Source organism: Eudoraea sp. (assembly GCF_039969275.1).
Classification (GTDB): Bacteria; Bacteroidota; Bacteroidia; order Flavobacteriales; family Flavobacteriaceae; genus Eudoraea.
On the sequence record NZ_JBDVOC010000003.1, the window covers coordinates 387,757 to 413,841 of the forward strand.

The following is a 26,085-nucleotide window of genomic DNA, read 5'->3' on the forward strand; positions in this document are numbered from 1 at the left end:
TATATTAAAAAGAATTGACTACTGTAATTCCTGATGAACTATTTTGATGCATCTTTGGTAAGTGAAAAGGTACTTCTTGCAGGGAAATAGTTTTCGTAATCATATTACCCAAAATAATTCCGGTTGTACTAATAAAATTAAACATTTCCGGATATTTATGGGCCTGCATCCCGTGACTTCCCAGGATCTCCAATTCGTTTGCCACAACCAGGGGCATTGGTATTGGAAGTGCAGCATGTGATTCTGTCATTAACCCTATCTGGATATGTTTCCCTCGCTTCCGAAGTCCGTTGATAGAATTTAAGCAGGTTGTACTATGACCTAAGGCATCCATAGAGACATGCACACCTCCTTTGCTTAATTCTTTTATGGCCTGTACTACATCCGTTGTAGTCGCATTAATGATAAAGTCGGCACCAAGTTCCCTGGCCAGCTTACATTTTTCATCACTTATATCGATAGCAATGACCCTTGCTCCAATACCTTTCGCAATTTGAATTGCAGAAAGTCCTACCCCACCACATCCATGAACTGCAATAGTTTGATCTGAGGTTAATTTACCCTGCTCCCTAACACCGCGGTATGCGGTAATAAACCTACAGCCCAATCCTGCAGCTTCAAGGAAATTCATCTCATCGGGTAACTCTACCAGGTTTACATCCGCATAATCAATCGCAACATATTCCGCAAAAGAGCCCCAGGCTGTAAACCCCGGTTGAAACTGAAAGTCACAAACCTGTTGATTACCTTCGAGGCAATAAGTACAGGATCCACATCCACCAACGAAGGGGACAGTGACTCGTTGACCTTCAGACCAATTTTTGACATTCCTGCCTATCTCAATTATGGTACCAGACAACTCATGACCCGGAACATGCGGCAATACAATGTCCGGGTCGTGTCCCATCCAGCCATGCCAGTCACTAAGGCATAAACCGCAGGCTTCTACTTTAATAACCACACCAAACTCTGAAGGGTTTGGATCACTGACATTTGCTATTGAAATTGGCCCCTGAAATTCGTTGTATATAGCAACTTTCATAATTGAAAATATAAGCAAAACCAAAGAACTTAATTCATGGGTTTACAGCCTTTTACAAACTAAAATAGTGATTTTTACCAATTATAAAGAATGGAATTCTGAATTTGAAGTAAACGCTTAGTTAGGTGTTTCTAATAAAAAAGGCGGAATATCACTATTCCGCCTTTCGGACTTAACCACTGTTCCTTATGGCACAGGAACCAAATCAAAGTCTTGAATTATTTTATTCCCAGCCACAATAGTTACTTCTTCCACAATTTGTGATTCATACCCTTCGAGTTCTACCATCACGTCATATGAACCTGCATTAAGCCCCATTACGGTATAATTACCATTCTCATCTGTAGGAGCGGTCATAATAGGATCAACTGTAGTGCCTGTTTCAAATACAGATACCGTAGCATTCTCTAACCCAATTATCTCGCCTTCCATCATAGTTGAAACCAATCCTGTTAGAGTACCTGCAAAAGACAGATTACTTGCTTTGATAACAGGTTTAAAGTTAAACCCATTAATACCAGAAATGTTTTTGATATTTCCCTTTGGTATAAAAGATCTGCCTACGTCAAAGTCTAAAAGTAAATCTGAACTTAATTCCCCACTTACTACAATTGAAGGTTTAATAAATACCTTAATACCAGTTTGTTCCCCACTAGGCACTTTTAAATCATATTTAGATTCGTCTTTAAGGACAACATTAACCCCTTTGACATAAATTCGGATAAGATCATATGAACCTGCAGGAACATCAATATCTGCTAATGTCTCAGTAATTCCATTAGTTAGGCTTAACAGATTAAAGTCCCTTTCTTCTTCCATTAAAACTATAAAAGAATTACCATCATCTTCAGTATTCTCATCACCTTCCATCGAATCGCCTTTATAACGTGCTTCTACCTTAAAAATAGTAACATTAGCCTCTGCGATTAGATCATAGGGAAATGGAGCATCCGTTAAATGCACTGTAAGTCTGCCCATGTTTTCCTCCGTGCTCAAGTCTTCAGAGCAACCTAAATAAAACAGTGACGCCAGAACGATAAAAGTGGATAAAAGTTTAATTTTCATAAGGGGATATGATTTTGTATGAGAAGTATTATGAAATAATTATTTTCTATTAATCCATACCATTTTAAAGTGCTAATTTCCTTATTTTAAAAGTAAGAATTGCATTTTTCGTTATTTTTTCGATGTAATACATGACGTGTCAAGCCTATTCAATGCAATTTTTATAGGGTTGTGTCTAATGTATAAAATACTGGTTATAAGTGTTTTATAATTTAAAATTGAATAGATTTTTTTACGTTTTTACCTTCAGGAGTACAGAAATCAAAAAAGAGCGCATATAGCGCTCTTTTAAGGGTTTTTTAGGTAGGTTAATTTACTTTGCCTCGAGAACCTTGGTACTTATATATGAACTAGATCTGACAATCTTACCGTCTTCATCAAAGTCGTGAATATATAAGGCAGGGAGAATTATTTTTTTGCCGTCAGCTTTTCTTGTCATTCTAAATTTCCACCAGGATTGTACCGCTCTGCCATCACGCAAATCGTATTCCAGATAATCCGGATAGCCAACAACGTCTATACTGCTTATCTCAAAATCTTCCATGATTTTACTATTGCGTTCTTTTACTTCTTCAAGGCTCATGGTTTCTCCATCAGGCAATTCTAAAGAATTAAAGCGGGCATCTTCCTTAAAAAAGCTATAGGCAGTTTCAAGGTCCATATTTTCAAAGGCATTCATCATCTTCCGAACTGAATTAATATTGTCATGATGATTATAAATGGTCCCGTTTTTTCTATCTTCAAAGCTTTGTCTTATTTCCGAGAAAACACGTTCATTAAAATAATTGATCATGGTTTCTATTTTATTGTCATCATTCAACTTAAACAACCGGTGGGTTGGCATATCAATTTTTACTCCGGTTGTATTATGCATGGCCTTTAAATGATTCCAAGTCTGAACCCAGATTCCACCATCTTTATATTCAATAGCGTCAGGATAGGCACCACTAGTGGGTTTAAACGAAATATAGGAAAGGTTTTCCTTCCAAAATTTAGATTGGCCCACAAACTGCTTCTTAGAGTTACCTTTGTTATCTTTATTAATGCCTGTACCGTTATAAGATTTAAAATCTTCTGCCAGGTATGAGGCCACTTTAGCGGTATCCCCCGCAAAGAATGCTTCAAGCATACCATTGACTATATCAATAGCCGGATGTTCATTAAATACTTTGCCGTTGTTTTTTTGAGAAAAACCCATAGCTACAAAAAGCATCAGGGCAATAAGTAATACATTTTTCATATTTGAAATTTAAATGGTTATGGCTGCGAATAAAAATAATCCGTTAAGAAGTACCAACACCAAAAGGACGAACATAGCGAATAACTGTCCGAATATCGCTGTTTACTGATCGAAAGAAAATATCAATCTTTGTTTTGAAACTTATAGTTTGTATTCTGCCTTATAAAATTTATCCATAATTGGTGCATAATTGTTATCTTCTGCACAAATTATGAATTACTTATTGTACTATGGAAACACAACCAACCAACGGTAAGAAATTTGGGACATTTGCAGGTGTATTCACCCCCACTCTTTTAACTATTCTTGGTGTAATAATGTACCTGAGAATGGGTTGGGTTGTTGGTAATGCAGGACTTCTGGGGGCCTGGTTAATAATTATTGTTTCATTTCTTATTACCTTGACTACGGCCTTATCCATGTCAGCGATTACAACCAATATTCGTATCGGCGCGGGTGGTGCTTATGCTATAATTTCGCAGGCACTGGGACTGGAAGTGGGTGGAAGCCTTGGTATTCCGCGTTATGTTTCCCAGGGCCTGGCTGTTACCATGTATATCTTTGGTTTTAGAGAAGGCTGGCTTGGTATTTTTCCACATCATATCCCTTTTTTGATTGATATAATTGTGTTTGGAATTTTACTAACCATAGCATACATAAGTGCAGACCTCGCAATTAAAACTCAATTCTTTATAATGGGTATTATTATTCTTTCGCTCATATCTATAGTTATGGCTGCATATTATGGATCCATGACCATTCCAACGGAAGATGCTATCAGATGGGGAACATTTCAGGGCTCACCCGAAAATGATTTTAGTGGCAGTACTTTCTGGATTGTGTTTGCCGTGTTTTTTCCGGCTTCAACCGGTATTATGGCCGGAGCCAATATGTCTGGTGAGTTAAAACATCCCAATAAGAGTATTCCTTTGGGCACTTTATGGGCAATTGGGATAAGCTTTGTAATCTATATGGTTTTAGCCTTTTGGTTAGCTCGATCTGCTACCGAACAGGAATTAATCTCTAACTATAATATTATAATTGACAAGGCTTATTTTGGACCCTTAATAATTGCAGGTATCCTTGGTGCCACCTTCTCTTCTGCCCTGGCCTCTCTTGTTGGCTCCTCTCGTATCCTTTTTGCTATGGGGGAACACCGGGTATTGCCCTATGGTAAATTTCTTGCAGGGCAAAGTGCAAACGGTCAGCCCAGAAACGCAATGATAGTAACCGGTATTATGATTTTTATTACCATGTTACTTCGCGACCTTAATGCAGTGGCACCTCTAGTAACGCTATTCTTTCTTATTACTTATGCAATGATAAATGTTGTTGTAATTATTGAACAAAATTTGGGGTTAATAAGTTACAGGCCGCTGTTTAAGATAAATAAATGGGTTCCCTGGATAGGTTTAGCATCCTCGGTATTAGCAATGTTTATTATTAACCCAACGATTAGTCTTATATCCATCAGTATTGTTTTCGTGGTCTATTGGTTTTTATCCCGACAAAACATTGAAACGCCTTTTGAAGATGTTAGGTCGGGGCTCTTTGTTTCATTTGCAGAATGGGCGGCCAAGCATACCTGGGGCATGAAAACCATGCAGCAAAGGGCATGGAAACCAAACCTGATGGTCCCGGTAAGAGATGTGGTAGGTGCAAAAGGGAATTTTCAGTTTTTAAGGAATATTGCCAGACCCAAAGGATCTATAAAGCTCTTGGGAATAGAGCCAAACGAGGCAGATAGTAAGTTGGACAAAGAACTTTCTTCTCTTTCAGAAGCCTTTAGAATTAAAGATGTTTTTTCTTCATGGACAGTAATTAAAACTGATGATTTTGCAAAAGGGGTTAATTATGGTAATCAGGCTTTAAAAGGAGCTTTCTTTAGACCTAATATTGTTTTTTTGAATCTACAGCAGCATGACAATTATGAAACGGAGATTAGACCAGTTATTAAAGAATCTATCCGTCTGGAAATTGGGGTTTTATTATACTCATCGCACCCTACGGCATTATTAGGTAGAAGAAACATGATTAACGTCTGGGTCAGTGACCGGACTAACAACTGGGATATGGGATGGGATATTGGTAATTTAGACTTGTCTGTCTTAATTGCGTATAAACTTAAAAAAAATTGGGAGGCAAAAATTCGATTGATTATTGTTATAAAAAACGAAGAAGAAAGAGAGAATGCCCAGAAGTTTCTGAAATTGTTGATTAACCTGGCCCGTTTACCCGAAACACTTACTGAAGTTAGAGTCGGAAATTTTAAGGATACGGTGGCAAACGCACCTTCGGCGGACCTTAATATTTTTGGGATGGACGAAAATCTAAGATTTGAATTTGTTAAGGAAATGACCTTAAGCACCAACAGTTCCTGTCTTTTTGTTAAAGACTCCGGTCATGAAAGCATACTTGCCTAAATACTCTTATCTAATTTCCATCAGAACTTTTCATTAATTCATATCCCTGGTTTACCCCTTTTTCTATTGCCGGGACTCCTCGATCCATCCATACGGGCAATTCAGCGCCTTTTAAATAATGATCGAAAAACTGGGCCATTCTAATATTAAAATCTTTGCGGTTTTGTAATTTTAGCGGCCAGTGTGGTTCTCCGTTATAATTGAGGAACCAGGATGGCTTACCCAATCGTCTTAAACTTACAAAGAACTCAATACCCTGATACCATGGTACATGACCATCCGCGTCATTGTGCATAATTAAAAGAGGAGTATTAATTTTATCAATATTAAAGATGGGTGAGTTCTCCATATATCTGATCGGATATTCCCATGGTGTCCCTCCTATCCTACTCTGCGTATGTTCATATTGAAACTGTCTGCTTAAGCCGGTCCACCATCGGATTCCACCATAGGCACTAATCATATTAGGTACTGGAGCTCCTGCTTCAGCTGCTTTAAAAATATCAGTTTTTGTCACCAGATAGGCTATTTGATATCCTCCCCAACTGTGACCTTGTACACCAATATTATCCTTATCCACAAAACCTTTTTCTATTAAGGATGTAATTCCGGGTATTACACAGTTATATGCACTTTCTCCCGGATAACCTATGCGGTAGTTCACATCCGGATTAAAAATAAGATATCCTCTGCTGGCGTAAAAACTATAGTTTATAGTGGAACGTCCCGGGTTTGGCGCCCTGTGATAATTTAACCTGTCAGTACTCTTTTCATAAAAATTTACGATCATTGGGTATTTCTTTGTCGGGTCAAAATTTTCAGGTTTTACCAACATCCCTGTTAATTCATCCCCATCCAAAGAGGTCCAGTTAACTAATTCTACAGTACCCCAATTATAATTATTTTGCTGGGGATTTGCATCGGAAATAATCTTTACGTTTTTAAAGCTGAGATCAGAGAAACGAATATCAGGAAACTCTTTAAAAGACTCTCTGGTATAAATAAGCGCATCATCTAATTGAGCTTTTATTGGATTTCTATAACGAAAAGGCCCTTTTAGTAAAGTTTTTAAGGTTTTATCTTTGGGGCTAAATTTGGTATATCCACCACTCTTATCGGTTTCTTTAAAAGTAGTAAACAACCATTTTTTATTGGTGTCCATATACCTTACTTCTTTGTCTAGTGACACATAACGATACCTGGTCACAGTTTCCCTGCCATTTGTTAATCGATCAGCTAAACCAGAGTTAGGATCAAATTTCCATATATCAAAACGATCATACAGAAGTAAAGCTTGATCATTTTCAGTCCAACCAGCAGCACCATAAGGTTCAGGGGGACTGGGGGAATCATGTAGTTCATCATAAAAAACTTTGCCTTTGGTCAAATCCAAATAAGCGTCTCTTTCAATGTTGTAAACAAACCAGGTTTCCGTCATAGAATTATAACCATAAATAAATTTACCTCCCGGGCTTAAGTTTACTTCTCCCGAAACTTTGGTAAGTACCTCTTTAGACTTACCCGTTAAAGTATTTATAATAGTGTAATCACGTGCCCTTCTTCCAGTCCATTGCCTTTCCAGGTCATAAGGCTCTGATCTCTTTATCAATGCAAACTTCGCATTTCCTTCATCTCCTAGCTCGACTTCTGGAAATGATTCTGAACCCAGTTGGACAATTCTGAAATCATCTTTTAGGAGTACTACCGACTTGAATGACTGGATAGTATCTTTTTTAAGTTGCAATTCTTGCACAGTATATAGCCTGGGCTCATTATATGTCCATACTTCAACATTTACAATTTCGTCTTCTGTAAGCATTGTATCCTTAATAATTTGTGGTTTCGACAAGCCAAAAAACAATTTCGATTCATCTTTCGAAAATAAAAGCTCTGCGTTAGAAGAGGGATGGTATGCGTTCGGAGTCAAAGAGGCTTCGGCTATTCTTTGGGCCTTATCCTGCCCTTTACGCCATAGATATAACTCAGTTGGTCTTTCCTGTACTTTGGTAGTATCATTGTCAACAATAAAACCCAGATTATTACCAGATTCGCTAAAATTTAACTGATAGTACTTTGCTTTTTTAGCAGTATGAACTTGTGCCAGGCTGGGTATTTCAAAATCTAGTATATAAACGCTGGAGCTATCTTTTTTATCTTCTCCAGTAGAGGTAAAAGCTAATCGCTTACCCTCTTTTGCAAATACATAATCTGTAACAAATTTAAAGGTATCCTTTTGCGCTGTTTGTATATTCTGAACCAGCAAGTGATAGCCATTCTTTTTCCCAACCTTTTTCTTTTTATCATTAACATCCTTTTCCTTTTCTTCTGTAGTGTCCTTTTCTTTCTTTATTTCCTCCAATTGAATAGCTAAATAGCCATCCCATTTTTCAGGTATCTTGTACGATTTTACATTGCCTATTTTGATGAGCAAATTATTTTTTAGATCTAATATACCCAGGCTGTCCTTCGGCAAATCCTTCTTTTTTATTTTGCGTTTTTTCATTGCCAGCACACTATCTTTCCAGGCATTAATGGTAAAAACGGCATAGTTAGAATCATAGGTAAACCGACCTTTTGAACCTCGGTCATATTGAAACACAATATTTGCCTTACTGTCCTTTATTTTCAAATACTGATCCGCTTCTCCCATTTCAAGGGAATACATAATATAATTACCATCCGGGGAAATAGATTTGTTTTTTATAGAATTCCAGATTTCAAAATCTGAATGCTCCAAAACCTTCTTTTGAGCTAGAATTACAGAACAGGATAATATTAATAAAATAGTGAGAATTGATTTCATAATCTGGTTTAAGTTCGAAGCTTAAATATACTAGGAAAATTCTTTTATTTATTGGTAGATCAAGTTTTCCTGTGTCTCTGCTTAAATGCTTAAAAATTGTTTATGGAAAACGAGACAATATCTTATTACATCCGAAAACTATCCAATTAGACTAATAATATGATCAGTACTCTTTGAAGTAGGATTGTTTTAATATCTTTAATTCTCAGAATTTAAGAGGTTTATTATTTAATGGTAGAGCACAAAGTGTTATAATAGCAATATAAAATGAAAGCGACTCTTTCAACATCAAGTACTTTAGAAGCTTATTTTCAACCTTTTAGAAAACAGGTTGTTGGCATAGATCAAAGTTTTGAATCTCCTTTTGGAATTAAAAAAATCATTTACGCAGATTGGATTGCAAGTGGAAGGCTATACCGTCCAATTGAAGAAAAGTTACTTAATCAAATTGGACCATTTGTAGCCAATACTCACACGGAAACCTCTGTTACCGGGTCGGCTATGACTCTGGCTTATAAAGATGCCCGTACCATTATTAAAGAGCATGTAAACGCTTCAGAAGAAGATATTCTAATAACTGTTGGGACGGGAATGACAGGAGCGATAAATAAATTTCAAAGAATTTTAGGATTGAAGGTTACAGAAAATCTCAAAGAACATACAAAGGTACCTGATGCTATTAAACCGATAGTTTTTATTTCACACATGGAACACCATTCTAATCAAACTTCTTGGTTAGAAACTATAGCTAAGGTAGAGGTAATACCATGTAATTCTGAAGGTCTTATTTGTTTAGATAGTTTTCAGGAACTTCTTTTGAAATATGAGCAGCATCCAATAAAAATAGCATCTGTTACAGCCTGCTCAAATGTTACTGGTATTATTACGGATTACTATGAAGTTGCTAAGCTTATTCATAGTTATAATGGGTTATGTTTTGTCGACTTCGCTTGCTCTGCGCCCTATGTGCCAATTGATATGCACCCAAAGGAGAAAGATGCTTATTTGGACGCTATTTTCTTTTCTCCACATAAATTTCTTGGCGGACCTGGAGCTTCAGGGGTTCTAATTTTTAATAAAAAATTGTATAAAAATTTGGTTCCGGATAATCCCGGAGGCGGAACGGTAGCCTATACAAACCCATGGGGGGACCATGATTATATAGACGATATTGAAACGAGAGAAGATGGAGGTACTCCAGGTTTTCTTCAAACCATAAAGACTGCATTGGCTATACGCTTGAAAGAGCAAATGGGAACAGAAAATATAATGGCGAGGGAACATCAGATCGTTGACCGAATATTTGAAAAATTGTCAAATATTCAGAATATACATATACTAGCCCAAAGGCATAGAAACAGATTAGGGATATTCTCTTTTTTTGTAGATGATGCCCATTATAATTTGGTCGTTAAATTGCTCAATGATCGATATGGAATACAGACCCGTGGTGGATGTTCCTGTGCCGGCACATATGGCCATTATTTGTTAAATGTTGACCTGCTTACTTCAAAAGCCATTGAACAAAAGATTCTGGAAGGTTGCCTCATTGAGAGACCAGGTTGGGTGCGCATGTCTGTCCATCCGATAATGACTGATATGGAAATAGATTTTATATGTGAGGCTATTAAGCAAGTTTCCTTAAATCATAACGAATGGGGCAAGGATTATGAGTATGATAACCTGAAGAATGAATTTATATATAAGGACGAAGAACCTGTAGAAAGAAAAATTACAGCTGAATGGTTTAATATAAAATAAAACTGAGCAGGATTCTCAATATAAAATGGAAACCTACCCAGTTTCAGCACTAAGTCAGACTTAGCAAATGTTTCGGTTGATAGCTGTTTAGACTATGTTAAACCAATTCTTCTTCTTTCTTTTTCATGGTTTCGACATACTTATCTATTAAATCCGGTACTTTTTCAAAAGCGGCGGCTAAACCATGAGCTTTTCCCGCCTCTAGGAAGGAAATTTCATTTTCTTTTGTTACCAAAAAGCCTAATGGTTCAATTCCTACGCCGGCTCCGGCACCCATGCCCTGACCTTTTTTAGCTTTTGCTTCCATACCTTCTCCTCCACCAGATCCAAATCCCATGCCTACCTTAATAACAGGTACACATTTAAATTCTCCTAATTGAAATTGTTCGCCAACAACAGTTTCAGTTTTTGCTTCTGTTTTGATAAAATCTGTGATTTTACCTAAAAATTCTTCAAAATGTAATTCCATGGTAAATTTTTTAAAAGTTAATAAATGATTTTATAATGTTTATAGGCCTGCTTTGCATGTGTAAAACCATGTTCACTCTGCCTTCAAAATTTATGTGAAAAGTGCCCAGATGGTGATTTAAAAAAGCAAATGCAGGATATAATTTTGCATTTTGTATACAATTACCGGTATCTAAATCTAATATCAATATCTTTACTTCAAACGCTTTTATTACTTGTAACCCTCGTTTAAAATTTGACTTAAAATTTCTCCTCTTCCTAGATTTTGTCTCAATCTTTTTCTTCTGTTCTTTTTTCTTTTTTCTTAAAGGATAGAAGTAAAACCTGGTAAATAATGTGTTTAGCTTTATTCGTAAGAATTCTTTATCATGACCTTCTACGGCGGCTTTGGCCAAACCCCGAATTCGAACAAAGTATTGGTTTTTAGTAATGTTTATTACGATGTCCAGAGGGACAAATAAAAGATACAGTATAAACAGAAATAGAAGTATCCCGAAAACAGTCCAGAGCATTATTTAATTTTTATGCAAAGGAAATACAAAGAACATTTTTTGGCAATGATTTGAATCAGTGCAATGCAACTATCTCATAAAAAGTTTGATGAGCAGTTACTGTCTATGGTCACTGGCTAAGCTAGCGTAAACCAGCATAAGTGAAGTTTAACATAATACTAGCACCTGCTTCGGGTCGTGATTATATTATAAGTTAGGTTTATAATATCCCTTCTCAGTCAGAAGATTCTTAACATTATACCAAAAAACTTTCAAAGCAAAATTTGGTTTTTTTGAACTGGATGAAAGCTCCAAAAGAGATTCCTTAATTTCTTGCACCTCATTATTCAATTGGGCATTTAAGGGATTGTGATAATAGGCCATTGCCCATTCCTTGAATGTTCGCGTATTCGTTTGACCCTCTGAAAGAACAGTAAAGTGATCATGGCGATCATCCAATTTTATACTATTAATTAAATTCATAACAAGCTGCTTTTCTCCCTCAAGAATCTGCAGGAAATATCCCTTATTATAAATCAGACAACCCGTTATGTCGTGAGCTGTATTATATTGTTTTGCCTGTGAAATGATTTCTTCAATTTCTGTAATGGAAAGTCCTGTCTTAGCTACCGAACTGTACGTAATCTGAAATACCATATGGTGGTGTACTGTTTGTAATTGAAAGTAATTATTTAAAGTTTCATATTCTACAATTAAGTTGAGAAAAATCGCTGCAACCATCTATATGTAGGGTTTTTCTGATATATCTTGTCGTATATAAAAATATTTTTAGCTTTTTACATGTCCAGGACCAAGTAAATAATTTTTGGGGTAAAATCTGGAATAATTGTCGATGTAGCACAGTTAATTCTTTAAATTATCTAATATAGCTTCCTGCATTGACATCTATTGTGGAACCTGTGGCGTGGTCCATCTGTCCACTGCACATTAGCACTACAAGTGGGGCTATATCATCAGGAGTGGTTAACTCTTTTAGGGCCATTTCATTCAGTATTTTTTCTTCACCGATTTTATTTATAACATCCTCTGCCATTTCAGTTCGAGTGAATCCCGGGGCTATAACAAAAGATTTGATATTGTATTTGCCAAAAGATCTGGCTACTGTTCGCGCAAGGGATGTAAGTCCGCCTTTAGAGGCGGCATATGCCAGATATTCCTCCGTTTCTCCACGGAATGCTGCCCTGCTACCAATGTAAACTAATCGGCCCCCACCTTGAGTTTTAAAGTGTTCTATACCCAATTTGGTTATTAGTCCCGCCGCTTCAAGATTAATAGCCATTGTTTGTCGCCATATTTCAAGCCATTTCTCGGTGGAATCTTCAATAGGCTGTGGAGAGAATACGCCGGCATTCAGAATAATAGTATCTAAATTTCCAAAATGTTCAATTGCATTCTTAAAAAGTAGTTGAACCTCATCTGACTGGGCAAGGTCTGCTTGAAAAGTTTCCGAAAGAGGATATTTATCCTTTATTTTATTAGCACCTGTTCTGCTTTTATTGAAATGCACCCCTACCTGTGCATTTGCTTTAAGTAAATGAATGGCAATTGACTTTCCTATGCCTTTGGAGGCACCAGTGACCAAAATGTTTTGCCCTTTTAGATTCATTATAGTTTATACGAATTACAAGTGAAAGTATTGAGAATCTCAAAGAATTCCAATTTTTCCAAGCTGCCTTCACCATTTTTAGTCGTTAACATTTTAGAAGTTTACGCCTCTTTATTCAAAGGAGTTAAAATGGCGATGTATACTTTTTTTGAACATGCATGGATTAGGTGCTTCCGGGATTAGTAGTTCAAAGAATGATTATTTGGGGCATTAAATAAAATTTTGGCTGTAATTTTGCACAAATGTCCAAATGTCATGAATAAAAATATTGCTCACCTCTTATATAATTATTTGATTGAACTGGGGATGTCCGAATCATTAGCGAGATATATAAATCTCGTCGGATTATTTCTTGCGATGCTTATTGTCGTAGGTCTTCTTGACTACATTATAAAAAAGGTCATCCGAAAAACCTCCATCTTATTTGCCCGTAAGACCAAAACCAATTTGGACGATATCGCCATAACTAATAAACTTCCAAGACTATTAGCGCATATCTTTCCTCTGCTGCTAGCTATTGAACTAATTCCAGTTGTTTTTACAGACTTTGCATATTTGGGTAGCATGGCTTTGAAGTTTGGAAATATTATAGCTATCATTCTAATACTGAACATTACAAAAAGTATTCTACGCAGCGTGCGGGATTACCTAAAAACACTTCCACGCTATAATGATAAGCCTATTGACAGTTATATACAAGTCTTTATGATTATTGGCTGGATACTGACCATAATGACCATTTTTGCAATTATTACAGATACTACTATCTGGAAGTTTATTACGGCACTGGGAGCCGCCTCAGCGGTTTTGTTATTATTGTTCAAAGATTCTATCCTTGGCCTGGTTGCCAGTATTCAGGTAAGTATGAACGATATGGTTCGGATTGGGGATTGGATCACTTTTGATAAATACGGTGCCGATGGCGACCTAATAGAAATTAATCTTGCCACTGTAAAAGTTCAGAATTTTGATAAGACAATTACAACAATTCCCACTTATGCCCTAATTACAGACTCCTTCAAAAATTGGAGGGGAATGCAGGAATCCGGTGGTCGGCGAATAAAACGCGCATTGATTATTAAGCAGAAGAATATAAAATTTTTAAACAGTGCAGAAATTGAAAAGCTAAAAAAAATACAGCTCATAACTAATTATTTGAATTCGCGAAATGAAAAAATATTAACTTATAACCAAGAAAATAATATTGATAAAACCCTGCTTTTGAATGGTCAAAATCTGACCAATATTGGTGTTTTCCGTAAATATATTGAGTCTTATCTTAGTAATCATAGTGCTTTGAACACAAACATGACAATGATGACCAGACAACTCGAACCAACTCCTCAAGGGATCCCCATTGAGGTATACGTCTTTAGTAGTGATAAACGATGGAAGAACTATGAATATATTATGTCGGATATTTTTGATCATTTGTTAGCGGCGGTTTCCTATTTTGATCTCGAAGTATTTGAGCTGCCCACTTCACTCCAAAAAAGTTGATGCATAGTACTAATAAAAATATTGAGTTTATTAAAGAATTGGTTAGGACAACTTAGTGCCAAAAACCAAATCTATAGATGCAATATCAAGTGAACGAGAATATTTGTCTATCTTGTTTATCCAAAAAAAATTCTGTGTATAAAAAAGTACTCTTCCTGGCCTTGCTGTTTACCATAGTGTATGGTTATACTCAAGAAAAGAAAATAAAAATAATTACCGAAGATATTCCTAACCGGATCTCATTTTATGCCATTAACGAAAATGAACAGGATCTAGATGTGATGTTTACCTTATCCGGAACCAATTTTAGGCAAAGCAGCGCAAGACCTCGATATATAAGGGTTCCGGCCACTTCGAAAGTACATATGAAGACTATAGTTCTTTTAAGAGGAAAGAGTCCTTCATACACCTATGAGTTAAAAGTGAACGATAGTCTTTCAACCAGAGCGTTAGTTAAGGAATCTGAACAAATCAAGATAAAGCCTCCTAAACAAATAACGGTTTATGTTCCTAATAAATGTGAGCAATGTGATAGTCTGGTAATTCCATTGAGTGAAAGCAAATACCTTTTCAACCTTATTAAACTCGATGAAAAACCGGAATTACAGGAGCAACTACAAGTTGCATTTGGTAAGGAAACACCAATAGATTCACTTAATTCTCCAATCGTAAATCTCGCCGGAAAACTGTATACTAATTTGATTACCTATCAACTGCTAATAGAACAAATGTATAAAGAGTGAAATTGGATTCTGATTACAGATTCAATATTGCAGTGGCAGATCGAAAAAATGAGAAATATTAAACATCTGGTCTGCCTTTAAGTCGCTTTTCCAGCTTTTTCTTAAGAACTGTTAAACGCTTCATTAGTTCCATTAAGGCTGAGTCTTGAGACTCCTTATAAAGCTCATTTATTTCCAGTATGAGTGATTTCACTTCTCTTGAAGCAACAATGCGGTCATTTGTTGTAAGCTTATTCCACTTACGTTCTTCAAACAAACGTGCTTTGTCAATTACGTCCATAGTAAATTTGATTCTTATTAATTAGATGAAAAATACTTCTATTCCTTACATTTTCAATAGACTGTATGCCTATTGCATATTAATTAGTCCTCAATGTAATAAAGGATAACAACATTTGCACTCTCAAAAGCCAAGTTTCTTATATTATTTATCCAAAAAAGCTATTTTTCAACGCTAAATTTATAAATTCTATTATATTGTCTAATATCTTTAACATATGTTTAAACATATTTTCTTGATTTCTGGATGGATTCTTTAGATTTTTGAAAATTATTCGATAAAACTATCAAAAATAGTCTTTTAAGAAGTTTCGACCATTTATAGACATTATCCTCGCTATAATTTCATCTGCATTGATTACATTCTCAGGGGTTATCAGTTTTTGGGATAACATATAATTATATGCATGACGCTCCAGGAAGTCTGCCAGATAAGGTAATTCTTCGGCGGTCCAGAAACCGTTTAGTGAATCTATTATGCCGTCAAAATCTGAACCAATTACCATACAGCCCCAGGCAAAGAGGCCTTCAGCATCTAATACTTCTGCAATGTGCCGTATCTGATTCCATAATAATTCTGATCGGTAATGCATTATCTTGCTTCGTTTTAAGGAATTTTTGGTCTTCTTCAGGGTTTTTTTATTAACAATTCTGCGTTCATCTAATTGCAGTCCAATTATGCCTTTACTTTTTGCAATACGTATAATTTCTTCGTCGAAAAAATTTATGGAAACAGGATTTAGTTTGCTTGCAGTATTGGGATGTCCCACAACCGGATCGTCAAAAGATCTCAGACCGTTACAAGCGGCATGACTTGCAATAACCGGGATATTCTTAAATTTTGTGTTTCCCGAATCCAACATTTCGTAGTATTCTTTTCTCGCCTGAATACTCATATGTTTAATATCGGGTACAATTCGTTTGTTATCGGTATCGTCAACAAGACGTTCCATTACTTTCCTTCCTGTGGAAGTAAATCCGCCGTTGAGTCCTTCAGACTGGTCTGCAAATTTCAATATGATTCCCGATAAACTTTCGGAATGTCCACATAATTGATTCCAAAAGTGATGTGCGATGGTCACAAAAAATGGGCGAAATTCCCAATTTTTAATTTTCTCCAGATTAGTTAAGACTTCAACTTCACTGAATGGTTGTCTTAGACCCGTATTGAGAACATGTAAACCTTCAATACTCAGGATGACACAGATAGTATGAACTTTTCCTCCAGAGGCATTATGATTTTTTATATTCTCAATTTCTGTAAAATTCTTTACTAATTTGTAGCGAAACTTACCTTCGGGAAGTAGTACTACTTTACCATCCAATTGCATGTAAAAATTATACTGGGCCTCAACATCCTTAAAATAATCGGTTATCCCCTGTATATGGTCAATGCGCTTATCCCCCACTCCCAAAGCAAAATTGGAGGCAAGATCCAGCAATAATTCATTGTTCATTTTATTCCGAACAAACCATTTTTCCAATGGATATAGCGATACACATACAATACCCACGCCACCTCTGACAAGGCTTGTGAAGTTTGCCTGGGAAAATTTGGTAAGTCCGGTAACGTAGTTTAATAACTTATCGAAAATTGAAGGAGGATCATAATGCCAAATACTTCGTTTACTATTCCTGTGGCTGATATGAATTCCGGAAGGTGTATAATTGAAGCTTTTTCCAAATGGCTTTAAGGAAGGATGACAATGAAAATCAATATACTCATCATTAAAATGCATTTGTACCTAATTTAAATCTCCATAAAATATTCCTACAGAAAATTACTACAATTTATTCTATTGGAAAACAAGAATGTATCAATAACCAGATATCATGTATGATCGGTTGATACTTTCACATCCCTTTCTATATATATTTATGAACTTTAAATTAGAATTGTAAATCCACAAAAAAACCATACCGATTGAAATATTACGATATGGTTTTCTTTAAAATTTATGTCTTACTTAACTTTTAACCAAGGTTGCCTGAATATTATTTGGAACTGCTTTAAAAGCGGAAAAGGACGAATTGAATGTTGCCTTACCCTGAGTAAGTGACCGCAAATTGGTAGAATAACCGTAAAGCTCGGATTGTGGCACTGCGCACTTTAGAATCTGATAGTGATCAATACTGTCTATTCCTTGTATGATAGACCTTCTTGATTGTAAATCGGTCATAACACTTCCTACCATTTCTTCAGGAACTTTAACGGTTAATTCTTGTATTGGTTCTAAAAGCTTAGGCTTGGCATTTAGAAAAGCCTCTCTAAAGGCATGGGCGCCAGCAATCTTAAAGGCGATATCGTTGGAGTCTACGGAATGCATTTTACCATCGTACACCATTACCCGAACATCACGGATATAAGATCCTGTGAGTGGTCCTGTTTCCATTACCTCCAAAATGCCTTTTCTTATGGAGGGTAAATAGCGTATATCTATTACTCCCCCTACAATACAGTTATAGAATACCAATTTCCCGCCCCAGGCAAGGTCAATTTCTTCCTTCCCTCGGATGTTAAACCCTTCCGGATCTGGCATACCTTCGTGCCAGGGTTCTATTTTTAAATGTACCTGCGCAAACTGACCTGCGCCTCCCGATTGTTTTTTATGCCTGTAATTAGCATTCGATGATCTTTGTATGGTTTCTCTATAGGCAATTTTTGGGGGTTCGAAGTTTGCTTCAACTCCATAAACATTGGTTAATATCCATTTAATAGTCGCTAAATGTAATTCTCCCTGGCAACCCAGAATTTGTTGCTTTAGTTCCTTGGAAAACTGAATTACTACCGTTGGATCCTGATTGTGGATCTTCTTTAAAGCATCGCTAAGTTTCTCCTCCTCATTCTTTTTGACCGCTGATATGGACTTACGGGTTCTCGGTTCCGGGTATTGAATGGGTTTAATAGTAATTGTCTTTCCGGCCACATGAAGTGTATCATTGGTTTCTGTACTTTTAAGTTTTAATGTGGCTCCGATATCACCTACTTCCAATTTTGATACTGATTCTCGCTTTTTACCATCCATTATATAAAGATGGTTCAGTATTTCGGTATCACCCGTTCTGGAATTAACCAATTTATCATTAGCCTTAACTTCTCCCGATTTTACTTTAAAAAAGGAAATCTGCCCCAAACTGGGTTGATAAACGGTTTTAAAAACAAACAAAGCTGTTGGCGCTTCTTTTTTTCGAACCAGCACATCTCCTTCAACAGTTTGTTCGGGTTTTAAATCTGCAGCAGCTGGGGCTACATTATCTATAAAGCCCATGAGTCTGCCAGTACCCATATCATTTAATGCAGAAACACAGAAAACCGGAAACAGCTCATGATTGAGCATTCCTGCTTTAATACCTACCCGCATTTCATCTTCGTTTAGTGTTCCTTTTTCAAAAAACAACTCTAATAATTCTTCATCATTCTCGGCAGCTTTTTCAACAAGTTCATTGTGTAACTGATCAGCTCGTTCCTTTTGATCTTCAGGAATTGGTAATTTTTCTGGTTTACCTCCTTGAGGTGAAAATTTATAACATTTCATCTTAAGAACATCAATGATACACTGAGAACCATCAATGATTAGTGGATATTGGATAATTACCGCATTGTTGCCAACGAGTGCCTTAATCCCCTTAAATGAGTTCTCAAAATCAGCGTTCATATGGTCTATTTGATTTACCACAAAAAGCGTAGGTTTCGAGTAGTTAGTGACATAATTCCAAATGATTTCAGTTCCAATTTCTACTCCATGCTGTGCATTTAAAACTGTAACAATTGTATCTGCTACTCGAATTGATGAAATAATTTCACCCACAAAATCATCCAGTCCGGGAGTGTCAATAATGTTTATTTTGTAATTGCGCCATTCGGTATGCAAGGGTGTGGCATAAACAGATGTTCCTCTTTGGTGTTCAATTTCATGATAATCTGAAACTGTATTCTGTGTTTCTACAGTTCCTCTCCTATTAATGAGACCGGCCTCGAAGAGCATGGTTTCCGCCAGAGTGGTTTTACCGCTATTATGCGCCCCTACGAATACCACATTTTTAATGTGTTTGTCATCATATATTTTCATATGTCCTTGTTTTTGAGAATAAAATCATAAATCTAATATGGATATAAAATATAGCATATGACTTTTGTTAGGTTTTGGTAAATCTGGTTTCTACAATATAAGTTTTAATTGCTTTTTATCCTTAATTTTTTCATCTTTTTTCCAATAATATTCATAAGAACAGAATTTAATGATAAATAATATTAAAAATGTCTTATTTATATAATACGTTGTATGTCAATCTTATAAGTGTATTTTTATACTGATTTGAAGGGTTAAACATGTTAAAAATTGTATAAAACAGTACTATTTTATACATAGTACAGTAACAAATAATATTAATTGTCGTCTATTAGTTATAAGTCTTTAAGATTTATAGTTTTTAAAAAAGTAAAACAAACAATATCAATTTAAAAATATAAACGATGAGAAATTTTAGCAATCAATCACCAACAGAATCAAGAAGGTATTCATTCTTTTCAAATTTTAAAAACAGCAAGAGGGTACGCTGGTCAGAAGCAAGACACTATACCACTTAATATAAACATCAAAAAACGAACAATCATGAGACATTTTATTCAAAAAACGCCAACGGAATCCAGGAGACATTCCTTCTTTTCAAATTTTAAAAACAGTAAAAGAGTACGCTGGTCAGAAGTAAGACACTATACCAACTAACGGCTATAGATCAAAAGATAAAAATTAGGTAATACATTAAAAATCAAAGAAATGAGAAATATAGCGCAACATTCACCAACAGATTCACGAAGGTTTTCATACTTTTCAAGCTTTAAGGATAGTAAAAGGATACGTTGGACGGAAAGTAGAAATTATGTACGATAGGAGTACACGAAGTACCGGCCAGACAAAGCCGGCGGAGATCTAAAAAAGGAGGTAATTGAAATTAACCTCCTTTTTTTATGTCTTTTTATAAACTTAATTATCCTTTCTTGTCAATGGAACAAATCTCACTGCCATAACTTCTTTAGTTTTGATCTTTCCAGATTTTTTAGTCATCAGAAGCAATTGTCGAATTCCATTATGAGGTCCGACCGGAATAATCATCCTCCCTCCTTCTTTTAACTGATTTAAAAGTGGCTCAGGTACTTCCTCGGCTCCGGCAGTAACTATTATTGCATCAAAAGGTCCTTTCTCTGGCCAACCAAGGTATCCATCTCCGGTTTTCACTATAATATTGTTATATCCTAATGATGAAAGTTTGTTTTTTGCTGTAAAAGCCAATGCTTCTACAATTTCTATGGTATATACTGTATCTACTATTTGTCCTAATATAGCTGCCTGGTATCCGGATCCGGTGCCTACTTCCAAAACCCGGTTGTGTTCTTTTAATTTTAAGACCTGAGTCATGTAAGCAACTATATAGGGTTGAGAGATGGTTTGCTTCATTCCTATTGGCAAGGGATTGTCAGCATAAGCATAGGGCTGCATGTCTGGTGGTACAAATTCATGTCTGGGAACAGTCCGCATCGCTTTAAGTGTAGCAGGATCGCTTATATCTCTTGCCAACAACTGCTCCTTTATCATGTTCTCCCTTGATTGTTTATGGTCTATTTGGCCATAGACGAATACGGAAGACAAGGATAATATTCCTATTACGAATGCCTTAAATACAGATCTATTTTTAATTAAATTAATCATTCGGGGCTATTTTTTTTACAAAAAGTATTGCAGGATATAGCAGATCTATGAGCAATTATTTCAGTTAGTATTTTCCTTTTTCAATGGCTTTTAAATACCCCGAATAACGAATAGAATTCCTGGCACTACTAATTACATTAACAGTGGTTTGACCACCATAGCCTACAGTCAGGGTAATATCATGGTGCTCCGTTCCGCTGCGTACACTAAGTTTTATTTTTGCTCGTCTTTTCGTATCAATATATTCGACATTATATTTATCGGGTACACCATTGTAGGTTATACCAGGATTATTATTATATCCACCAGAACCTCTAACAACCCCAAAGAAGGGTAAATCTATATCAACTTCTCCATCTTTAACGATGAAACGCCCAGTATTTGTAGCCAGTGATATCCCCCCTGATATCCTATTTGCACTAAACATGTAGTTGCCTGAATCAATAAGGCCTTTGGTAGCTTCATAAGCCACATTTTTTTGGTCTTCTTTTTCTTGCTGTTTTTCTTCTTTGGTCTGCCCAATCAAACTACCAGAGACCATTAGCAATATCATAAACTTAAATAATCTATTTTTCATGGTAATCTATTTTATTGACAAGTCCTGCCTCTTATACTAGAAGGCGTTAAATAATTATGATTGTGGAAGTGCACCGACCATCACCCATATTTTTTTATCCGGATCTTCTTCCCAAAAACCTAGTTCTTTTTCTATTGCGATCACTTCAAAACCGGCCTCTTCCAAGTCATTCTCAACATATTTTGGCGCAATAGTATGCCCTATGGTCTGCTCTTGTCTTGATTTTCCAATCAAATGTCGTTTAAGTTTTTCAAGAACTAAAATCCGACCACCAGGTTTTAGAGCCTTTTTGACATGTTGCAGGATTTCCCTATAGTCCTTCATTTCATGATAGGCATCTATAATTAATACTACATCCAGCGTATTTTCCTGTAATTTAGGATCGTCATAGTCTCCTAAAATGGTTTGGATATTTCGGATGCCTCTTTCGGAAGCAATATCATTTAATTTGTTTAAACGATCTTCCCTAACGTCTACAGAATATACTTTTCCGCTCTCACCAATAAAGTCTGCAAGCCGTATACTCATATAACCCTGGTGACAGCCTATATCCGCAACTTCGTTACCAACCTGGATGTTGGCAAATTGGAATATTTCCGAAACTTTCATCCATTTATCGCGAGCATTCCAATCACTCTCGGAATATTGACAATACATATCAGGGATAATCAGCAAAAATAAAAGAAAGCCTATGTTAATTGCTCTGAAACACATCTTTAAAAGATACTATTTTCAAAGATATAAAGCACTTAAAACTATCTTAAATTCTATATGTGCTATCGTTTTACCATGGGCAATCTGATTTGAGAAGGAAATTGTTTTGAATGATGCACACGGTTACGAGCAACTACTCCCTGTTTTTCATCGTAATTTTTTCCGCCAGTATTTAAATTTCTTGCGAATCTGGGAAAATTACTGCTCGAGACTTCGATTCGAATGCTATGCCCTTTTTCAAAGAAGTTACTAGTCGCCATTGGTGTTAAATTTATTTCATACACCTTGTCTTTTTCCATAAATACTTCCTTATCATAACCTTCTCTATAACGTACACGTTGTATGGTTTCATCAAGGTTATATGCCCGCCCATCCGGATAAACGTCAATAAGTTTAATTGTAAAATCGGTGTCTTTTGCGTCAGATGAAATATACAGCGTACTTTCAATAAATCCAGTTACTTCTATTCCTTCTTCCAAAGGTTCTGTGGTGTAAACAAGAATATCTTGTCTCGTTTCCATGGCTTGTTGATCGTAGGCTCCTCCTTTTACCGCATTCCCTGTACAACAAACATTCCCCCCATACGAGTTCACCGGATTCATTGGATCGTATTTAAAACTATCGGCTGTATTTTCGCCATCAGGCTCTTTTATACTAAGTCTTCCATCTCCGTATAAACTATTGGCTTTACCACCACTGCTCAAATAATAAGTTTTCAATTCAGAGCTTTCGGGGGGCCAGGTTTCGGCAGACTGCCAAACATTACTTCCCATAGTGTAATATTGAACTCTTGGAGTATCATCCTTAAAATTGTTATTTTCTCCTTTCAGCCAAAGATCAAACCATGAATATATTTGCTCGCTATAATTGAGTCGTGCGTCTCCCAGATTTCGTTCACCTACTATTGTATTCTCCTTAGCCCTGGTATATCTGCAATGTAATGTAGGTGCAATTACCAAATACTGATTATCCCGTATAAATTTGTCTTTACTATTATTTCTAACATGATTAAATAACGCCAGATTAGGGCTTATAGATACATCATACCATGAGGCAAACCAAAAGCTTGGTACCCCTATTTCCATATCGTCGTGGTAAAGCCCACCTTTATACCAATCATCATGATTAGGATTACGCCGTACCATTTTGTCAAAAACCTCTCGCTTCCCTTGAATATTCTGTAAAATATCTTGAATAGGTAAATGGGCTAAAGCTTCGGACATATCTACTGGTGGATTCTCCGGTGCCAAATCATAGAATCTGGAGATACGGATAAGGTCTTCCTGACTGGCTCCTTTAGGAATTCGGGGTTTATATTTATCATGCTCTACACCATATAACCATGCAAAAAATAGCAACTGCTCCGCACCACCTCTGTACCAATTACCCTGTTCATAGTAGTCGTCAACTCTTCCTACTCCAGCTCCAAAACTTTGAGGTACCATAGCAGCGTGCGAAGGATGATCCAAAGCAGCAACAGCCATCTGCCATTCTGCAGTGGATGAGCATCCAAGCGTTCCAATCTTACCACTGGACCAAGACTGATCTTTTATCCAGCTAAAGGCATCATAGCCATCAGTCAGAGGAATACCTAATATGTCCCATTCACCTTCTGAATAATATCTTCCGCGCTCATTTTGTACGACATAAGCATAACCATGTTGTACAACTTCGTATGCTTTTTCCGCTGTTCTGGTTTTTTGCTCACCATCGCCCCAGGAATTAAAATTATACGGTGTTCTGGAAAAAATGACAGGTACTTCTTTATCAGTTTTAGGTCTGTAAATGTCCGTTGCCAATCGTATTCCATCTCGCATAGGCATCATTACTTTCTGATCTATTATTGCAATTTCTTTGAGTTTTTCAAATATATCATCCTGCGCATAGGTCTGAAACACTCCCAAAGAAAAATTTATTATAAATAATAGAAAAGCGGTTAAAAATGTTCTCATTATGTTGGTTTTTTAAAATAAATATTGAGGATTAAAATTAGAAAAATACACTATCGCTTTAACATAAAAAACCCAACTTGCGAATTACCCTGAGAAGTTTCTATTCTGTACCAATAAGAGTCAGATGCCATGGGTTTTCCATTAAAACTACCATCCCAACCCTGATCCGGAAATAGCTGTTTCAATAATTGGCCATACCTGTTAAAGATATGTACCGTACTTACTTCTATTTCCGGAGTTGAACTAATTATCCACAGGTCATTAAAACCGTCATTATTCGGAGTGAAAAATTTCGGAACAGGTAATTCCTCAGGTGTAACAAGAAATCCAATTGTGGTAAATGTTTCTTCCCGGCAATTTTCTGCCAGCAAATTTATACTATAGGGAATAATAGTTACATATATAGTGCTTGCCTCAGGAAGTGGCTGTTCAAAGCTGTAATTCGTTGTATTACCTAAATCGAGTGCATTTACTAAATCTGTTCCTCCTGAAGAAGTTCCTACAGATAGAATGTAACCCAAACTATTATTTACAGATTCCCATTCCAAATTAGAGTTTACACTTATATTACCAGAACCATTTTTTGGGGTCACCAGATTCGTACAAGCCGGAGGAACTGGCCCTGCGCCGGTTGTAAAAGAAATTGGCTGACAGTTAGGAGCTGTACCCAGATCATTATAGGGTGTTATACGTACAAAATACACAGTATTACCTTCAAAATCCGGGGGTTTATAGTTGGTGCCGCTGCCAACATCAACGTTGTCAAGAATCTTAACCCCTCCTATAGACGATTTCTCTATGGTCATAAGGTAACCAGAGGCACTAAAATCTCTAATCCAGGTGATATTTGCAGTAACTGAAACAAATTCACCTCCGTCAACCGGATCTATTATTTCCGTGCACATAGGCGGGTTATTTCCTCTGGTCCTAAAATTAACTTCGACACATGAAGGGAATTCTCCTGCGCTGTTATAAGGTATTATAGTAATATAAACACGTTGGGAAAGGGGTAAATCAGTAGGAGGATCATAAGTAGTCACATTTCCTACATCTTCATTGTTTAAAATATCGCTTGCACCCGTGCTTGTGCCGATATTCAGAATATATCCTATGGCTTCTGACTGGCCAGACCAGATAATATTTGTATCTGGAGGCACTCCATATGATCCTGCAACAGGGCTGGACAAGGTTACACATCCCGGAATAGAATTGGCAAGTCCTGTTGTAAAACTTTCCTCAAGACAGTTTTGAGCATCGCCATTATTGTTATTGGGAATTACTGTTACATAATAGACTGTATTAGGCATCAGACTTGTAGCGGGTGTATAGCTAAGAAAGCTCCCCATTGATACCCCGTTTACTATTTCTGTACCACCCGGACTGGTACCAACAAAAAGGAAATATTGTGTGGCATTTGCCACAGCCTGCCATTGCAGTTGGATATTTACAGAAACCCCTGTTTCACCATTAGAAGGAGACGTCAAACTCGTACAAGCCGGAGGTGCCTGTGCAGACAAACTGAACAGCAACCCGAAAAACACTACAATCAATAGTATTTTCAGGTTACTTTTTTTAATTTCTAGTTTATATGGTACAATTTGACGATCCACCTTTAAAGATAGTAGAAATATTAAATATGGTCCTACATGTCAGGTTGGTCCTAAAAAATCGCAAAAACTTTCATCTTCAACT

The 26,085-nt window shown here is 36.4% G+C and carries 20 protein-coding genes; 4 read left to right on the forward strand and 16 right to left on the reverse strand.

Annotated elements, in window-relative coordinates; genetic code table 11:
* Positions 1-4 precede the first annotated feature (4 nt).
* From ABJH90_RS02700 to ABJH90_RS02710, 3 genes are all read right to left on the reverse strand, one after another.
* Complete coding sequence (locus tag ABJH90_RS02700; RefSeq protein WP_348142078.1) at positions 5-1,042, reverse strand: zinc-dependent alcohol dehydrogenase family protein; 1,038 nt, start codon at positions 1,040-1,042, stop codon at positions 5-7.
* A 186-nt stretch (positions 1,043-1,228) separates the two neighbouring features.
* Complete coding sequence (locus tag ABJH90_RS02705; protein WP_348142081.1) at positions 1,229-2,107, reverse strand: DUF4382 domain-containing protein; 879 nt, start codon at positions 2,105-2,107, stop codon at positions 1,229-1,231.
* Between the two features lie 313 nt (positions 2,108-2,420).
* The gene (locus ABJH90_RS02710; protein ID WP_348142084.1) at positions 2,421-3,347 is read right to left on the reverse strand and encodes a nuclear transport factor 2 family protein; all 927 of its coding nucleotides are present in this window, start codon (positions 3,345-3,347) and stop codon (positions 2,421-2,423) included.
* A gap of 230 nt (positions 3,348-3,577) precedes the next feature.
* On the opposite strand from ABJH90_RS02710, the gene ABJH90_RS02715 reads away from it, so the two are divergent.
* Complete coding sequence (locus tag ABJH90_RS02715; protein WP_348142087.1) at positions 3,578-5,770, forward strand: amino acid permease; 2,193 nt, start codon at positions 3,578-3,580, stop codon at positions 5,768-5,770.
* A 10-nt stretch (positions 5,771-5,780) separates the two neighbouring features.
* Here the strand turns inward: ABJH90_RS02715 and ABJH90_RS02720 are convergent, their stop codons facing one another.
* Positions 5,781-8,573: a prolyl oligopeptidase family serine peptidase gene (locus ABJH90_RS02720; RefSeq protein WP_348142090.1), complete on the reverse strand. Its 2,793-nt coding sequence runs from the start codon at positions 8,571-8,573 to the stop codon at positions 5,781-5,783.
* A 267-nt stretch (positions 8,574-8,840) separates the two neighbouring features.
* On the opposite strand from ABJH90_RS02720, the gene ABJH90_RS02725 reads away from it, so the two are divergent.
* Positions 8,841-10,334, forward strand: coding sequence for an aminotransferase class V-fold PLP-dependent enzyme (locus ABJH90_RS02725; protein WP_348142093.1), 1,494 nt, complete (start codon positions 8,841-8,843; stop codon positions 10,332-10,334).
* Positions 10,335-10,431: 97 nt separating this feature from the next.
* On the opposite strand, the gene ABJH90_RS02730 is transcribed toward ABJH90_RS02725, so the two are convergent.
* The 4 genes from ABJH90_RS02730 to ABJH90_RS02745 form a co-directional block, all read right to left on the reverse strand.
* Positions 10,432-10,803 carry a GerW family sporulation protein gene (locus ABJH90_RS02730; protein ID WP_348142096.1) on the reverse strand — a complete coding sequence of 124 codons (372 nt, stop codon included), beginning with the start codon at positions 10,801-10,803 and terminating at the stop codon, positions 10,432-10,434.
* Between the two features lie 10 nt (positions 10,804-10,813).
* A complete protein-coding gene (locus ABJH90_RS02735) occupies positions 10,814-11,314 on the reverse strand; it encodes a hypothetical protein (RefSeq protein ID WP_348142099.1) in 501 nt (166 codons plus the stop codon).
* Positions 11,315-11,500: 186 nt separating this feature from the next.
* On the reverse strand, positions 11,501-12,034 hold the full coding sequence (locus ABJH90_RS02740; RefSeq protein ID WP_348142102.1) for a BLUF domain-containing protein: 534 nt from the start codon (positions 12,032-12,034) through the stop codon (positions 11,501-11,503).
* Positions 12,035-12,170: 136 nt separating this feature from the next.
* On the reverse strand, positions 12,171-12,920 hold the full coding sequence (locus tag ABJH90_RS02745; protein WP_348142104.1) for an SDR family oxidoreductase: 750 nt from the start codon (positions 12,918-12,920) through the stop codon (positions 12,171-12,173).
* Between the two features lie 255 nt (positions 12,921-13,175).
* Between ABJH90_RS02745 and ABJH90_RS02750 the strand changes: the two genes are divergently transcribed.
* Both ABJH90_RS02750 and ABJH90_RS02755 read left to right on the forward strand, forming a co-directional pair.
* Entirely contained in the window at positions 13,176-14,420 is a 1,245-nt protein-coding gene (locus ABJH90_RS02750) for a mechanosensitive ion channel domain-containing protein (protein ID WP_348142107.1), read from the forward strand.
* 134 nt (positions 14,421-14,554) lie between these two features.
* A complete protein-coding gene (locus ABJH90_RS02755) occupies positions 14,555-15,163 on the forward strand; it encodes a hypothetical protein (RefSeq protein ID WP_348142110.1) in 609 nt (202 codons plus the stop codon).
* A gap of 58 nt (positions 15,164-15,221) precedes the next feature.
* Here the strand turns inward: ABJH90_RS02755 and ABJH90_RS02760 are convergent, their stop codons facing one another.
* The 8 genes from ABJH90_RS02760 to ABJH90_RS02795 all read right to left on the reverse strand — a co-directional run bounded on the left by ABJH90_RS02760 (position 15,222) and on the right by ABJH90_RS02795 (position 26,003).
* On the reverse strand, positions 15,222-15,443 hold the full coding sequence (locus tag ABJH90_RS02760; RefSeq protein ID WP_348142113.1) for a hypothetical protein: 222 nt from the start codon (positions 15,441-15,443) through the stop codon (positions 15,222-15,224).
* Positions 15,444-15,729: 286 nt separating this feature from the next.
* A complete protein-coding gene (locus ABJH90_RS02765) occupies positions 15,730-17,181 on the reverse strand; it encodes a membrane dipeptidase (RefSeq protein ID WP_348142116.1) in 1,452 nt (483 codons plus the stop codon).
* Positions 17,182-17,409: 228 nt separating this feature from the next.
* Entirely contained in the window at positions 17,410-19,512 is a 2,103-nt protein-coding gene (locus ABJH90_RS02770; RefSeq protein WP_348142119.1) for an elongation factor G, read from the reverse strand.
* 915 nt (positions 19,513-20,427) lie between these two features.
* Positions 20,428-21,150: a protein-L-isoaspartate(D-aspartate) O-methyltransferase gene (locus ABJH90_RS02775; RefSeq protein ID WP_348142122.1), complete on the reverse strand. Its 723-nt coding sequence runs from the start codon at positions 21,148-21,150 to the stop codon at positions 20,428-20,430.
* A gap of 64 nt (positions 21,151-21,214) precedes the next feature.
* Positions 21,215-21,727, reverse strand: a complete 513-nt coding sequence (locus ABJH90_RS02780; RefSeq protein WP_348142124.1) for a DUF4251 domain-containing protein — start codon at positions 21,725-21,727, stop codon at positions 21,215-21,217.
* 54 nt (positions 21,728-21,781) lie between these two features.
* The gene (locus ABJH90_RS02785; RefSeq protein ID WP_348142127.1) at positions 21,782-22,384 is read right to left on the reverse strand and encodes a class I SAM-dependent methyltransferase; all 603 of its coding nucleotides are present in this window, start codon (positions 22,382-22,384) and stop codon (positions 21,782-21,784) included.
* Positions 22,385-22,503: 119 nt separating this feature from the next.
* Positions 22,504-24,393, reverse strand: coding sequence for a CocE/NonD family hydrolase (locus ABJH90_RS02790; protein WP_348142130.1), 1,890 nt, complete (start codon positions 24,391-24,393; stop codon positions 22,504-22,506).
* Positions 24,394-24,443: 50 nt separating this feature from the next.
* Positions 24,444-26,003: a T9SS type B sorting domain-containing protein gene (locus ABJH90_RS02795; protein WP_348142133.1), complete on the reverse strand. Its 1,560-nt coding sequence runs from the start codon at positions 26,001-26,003 to the stop codon at positions 24,444-24,446.
* Between the last annotated feature and the right edge of the window lie 82 nt (positions 26,004-26,085).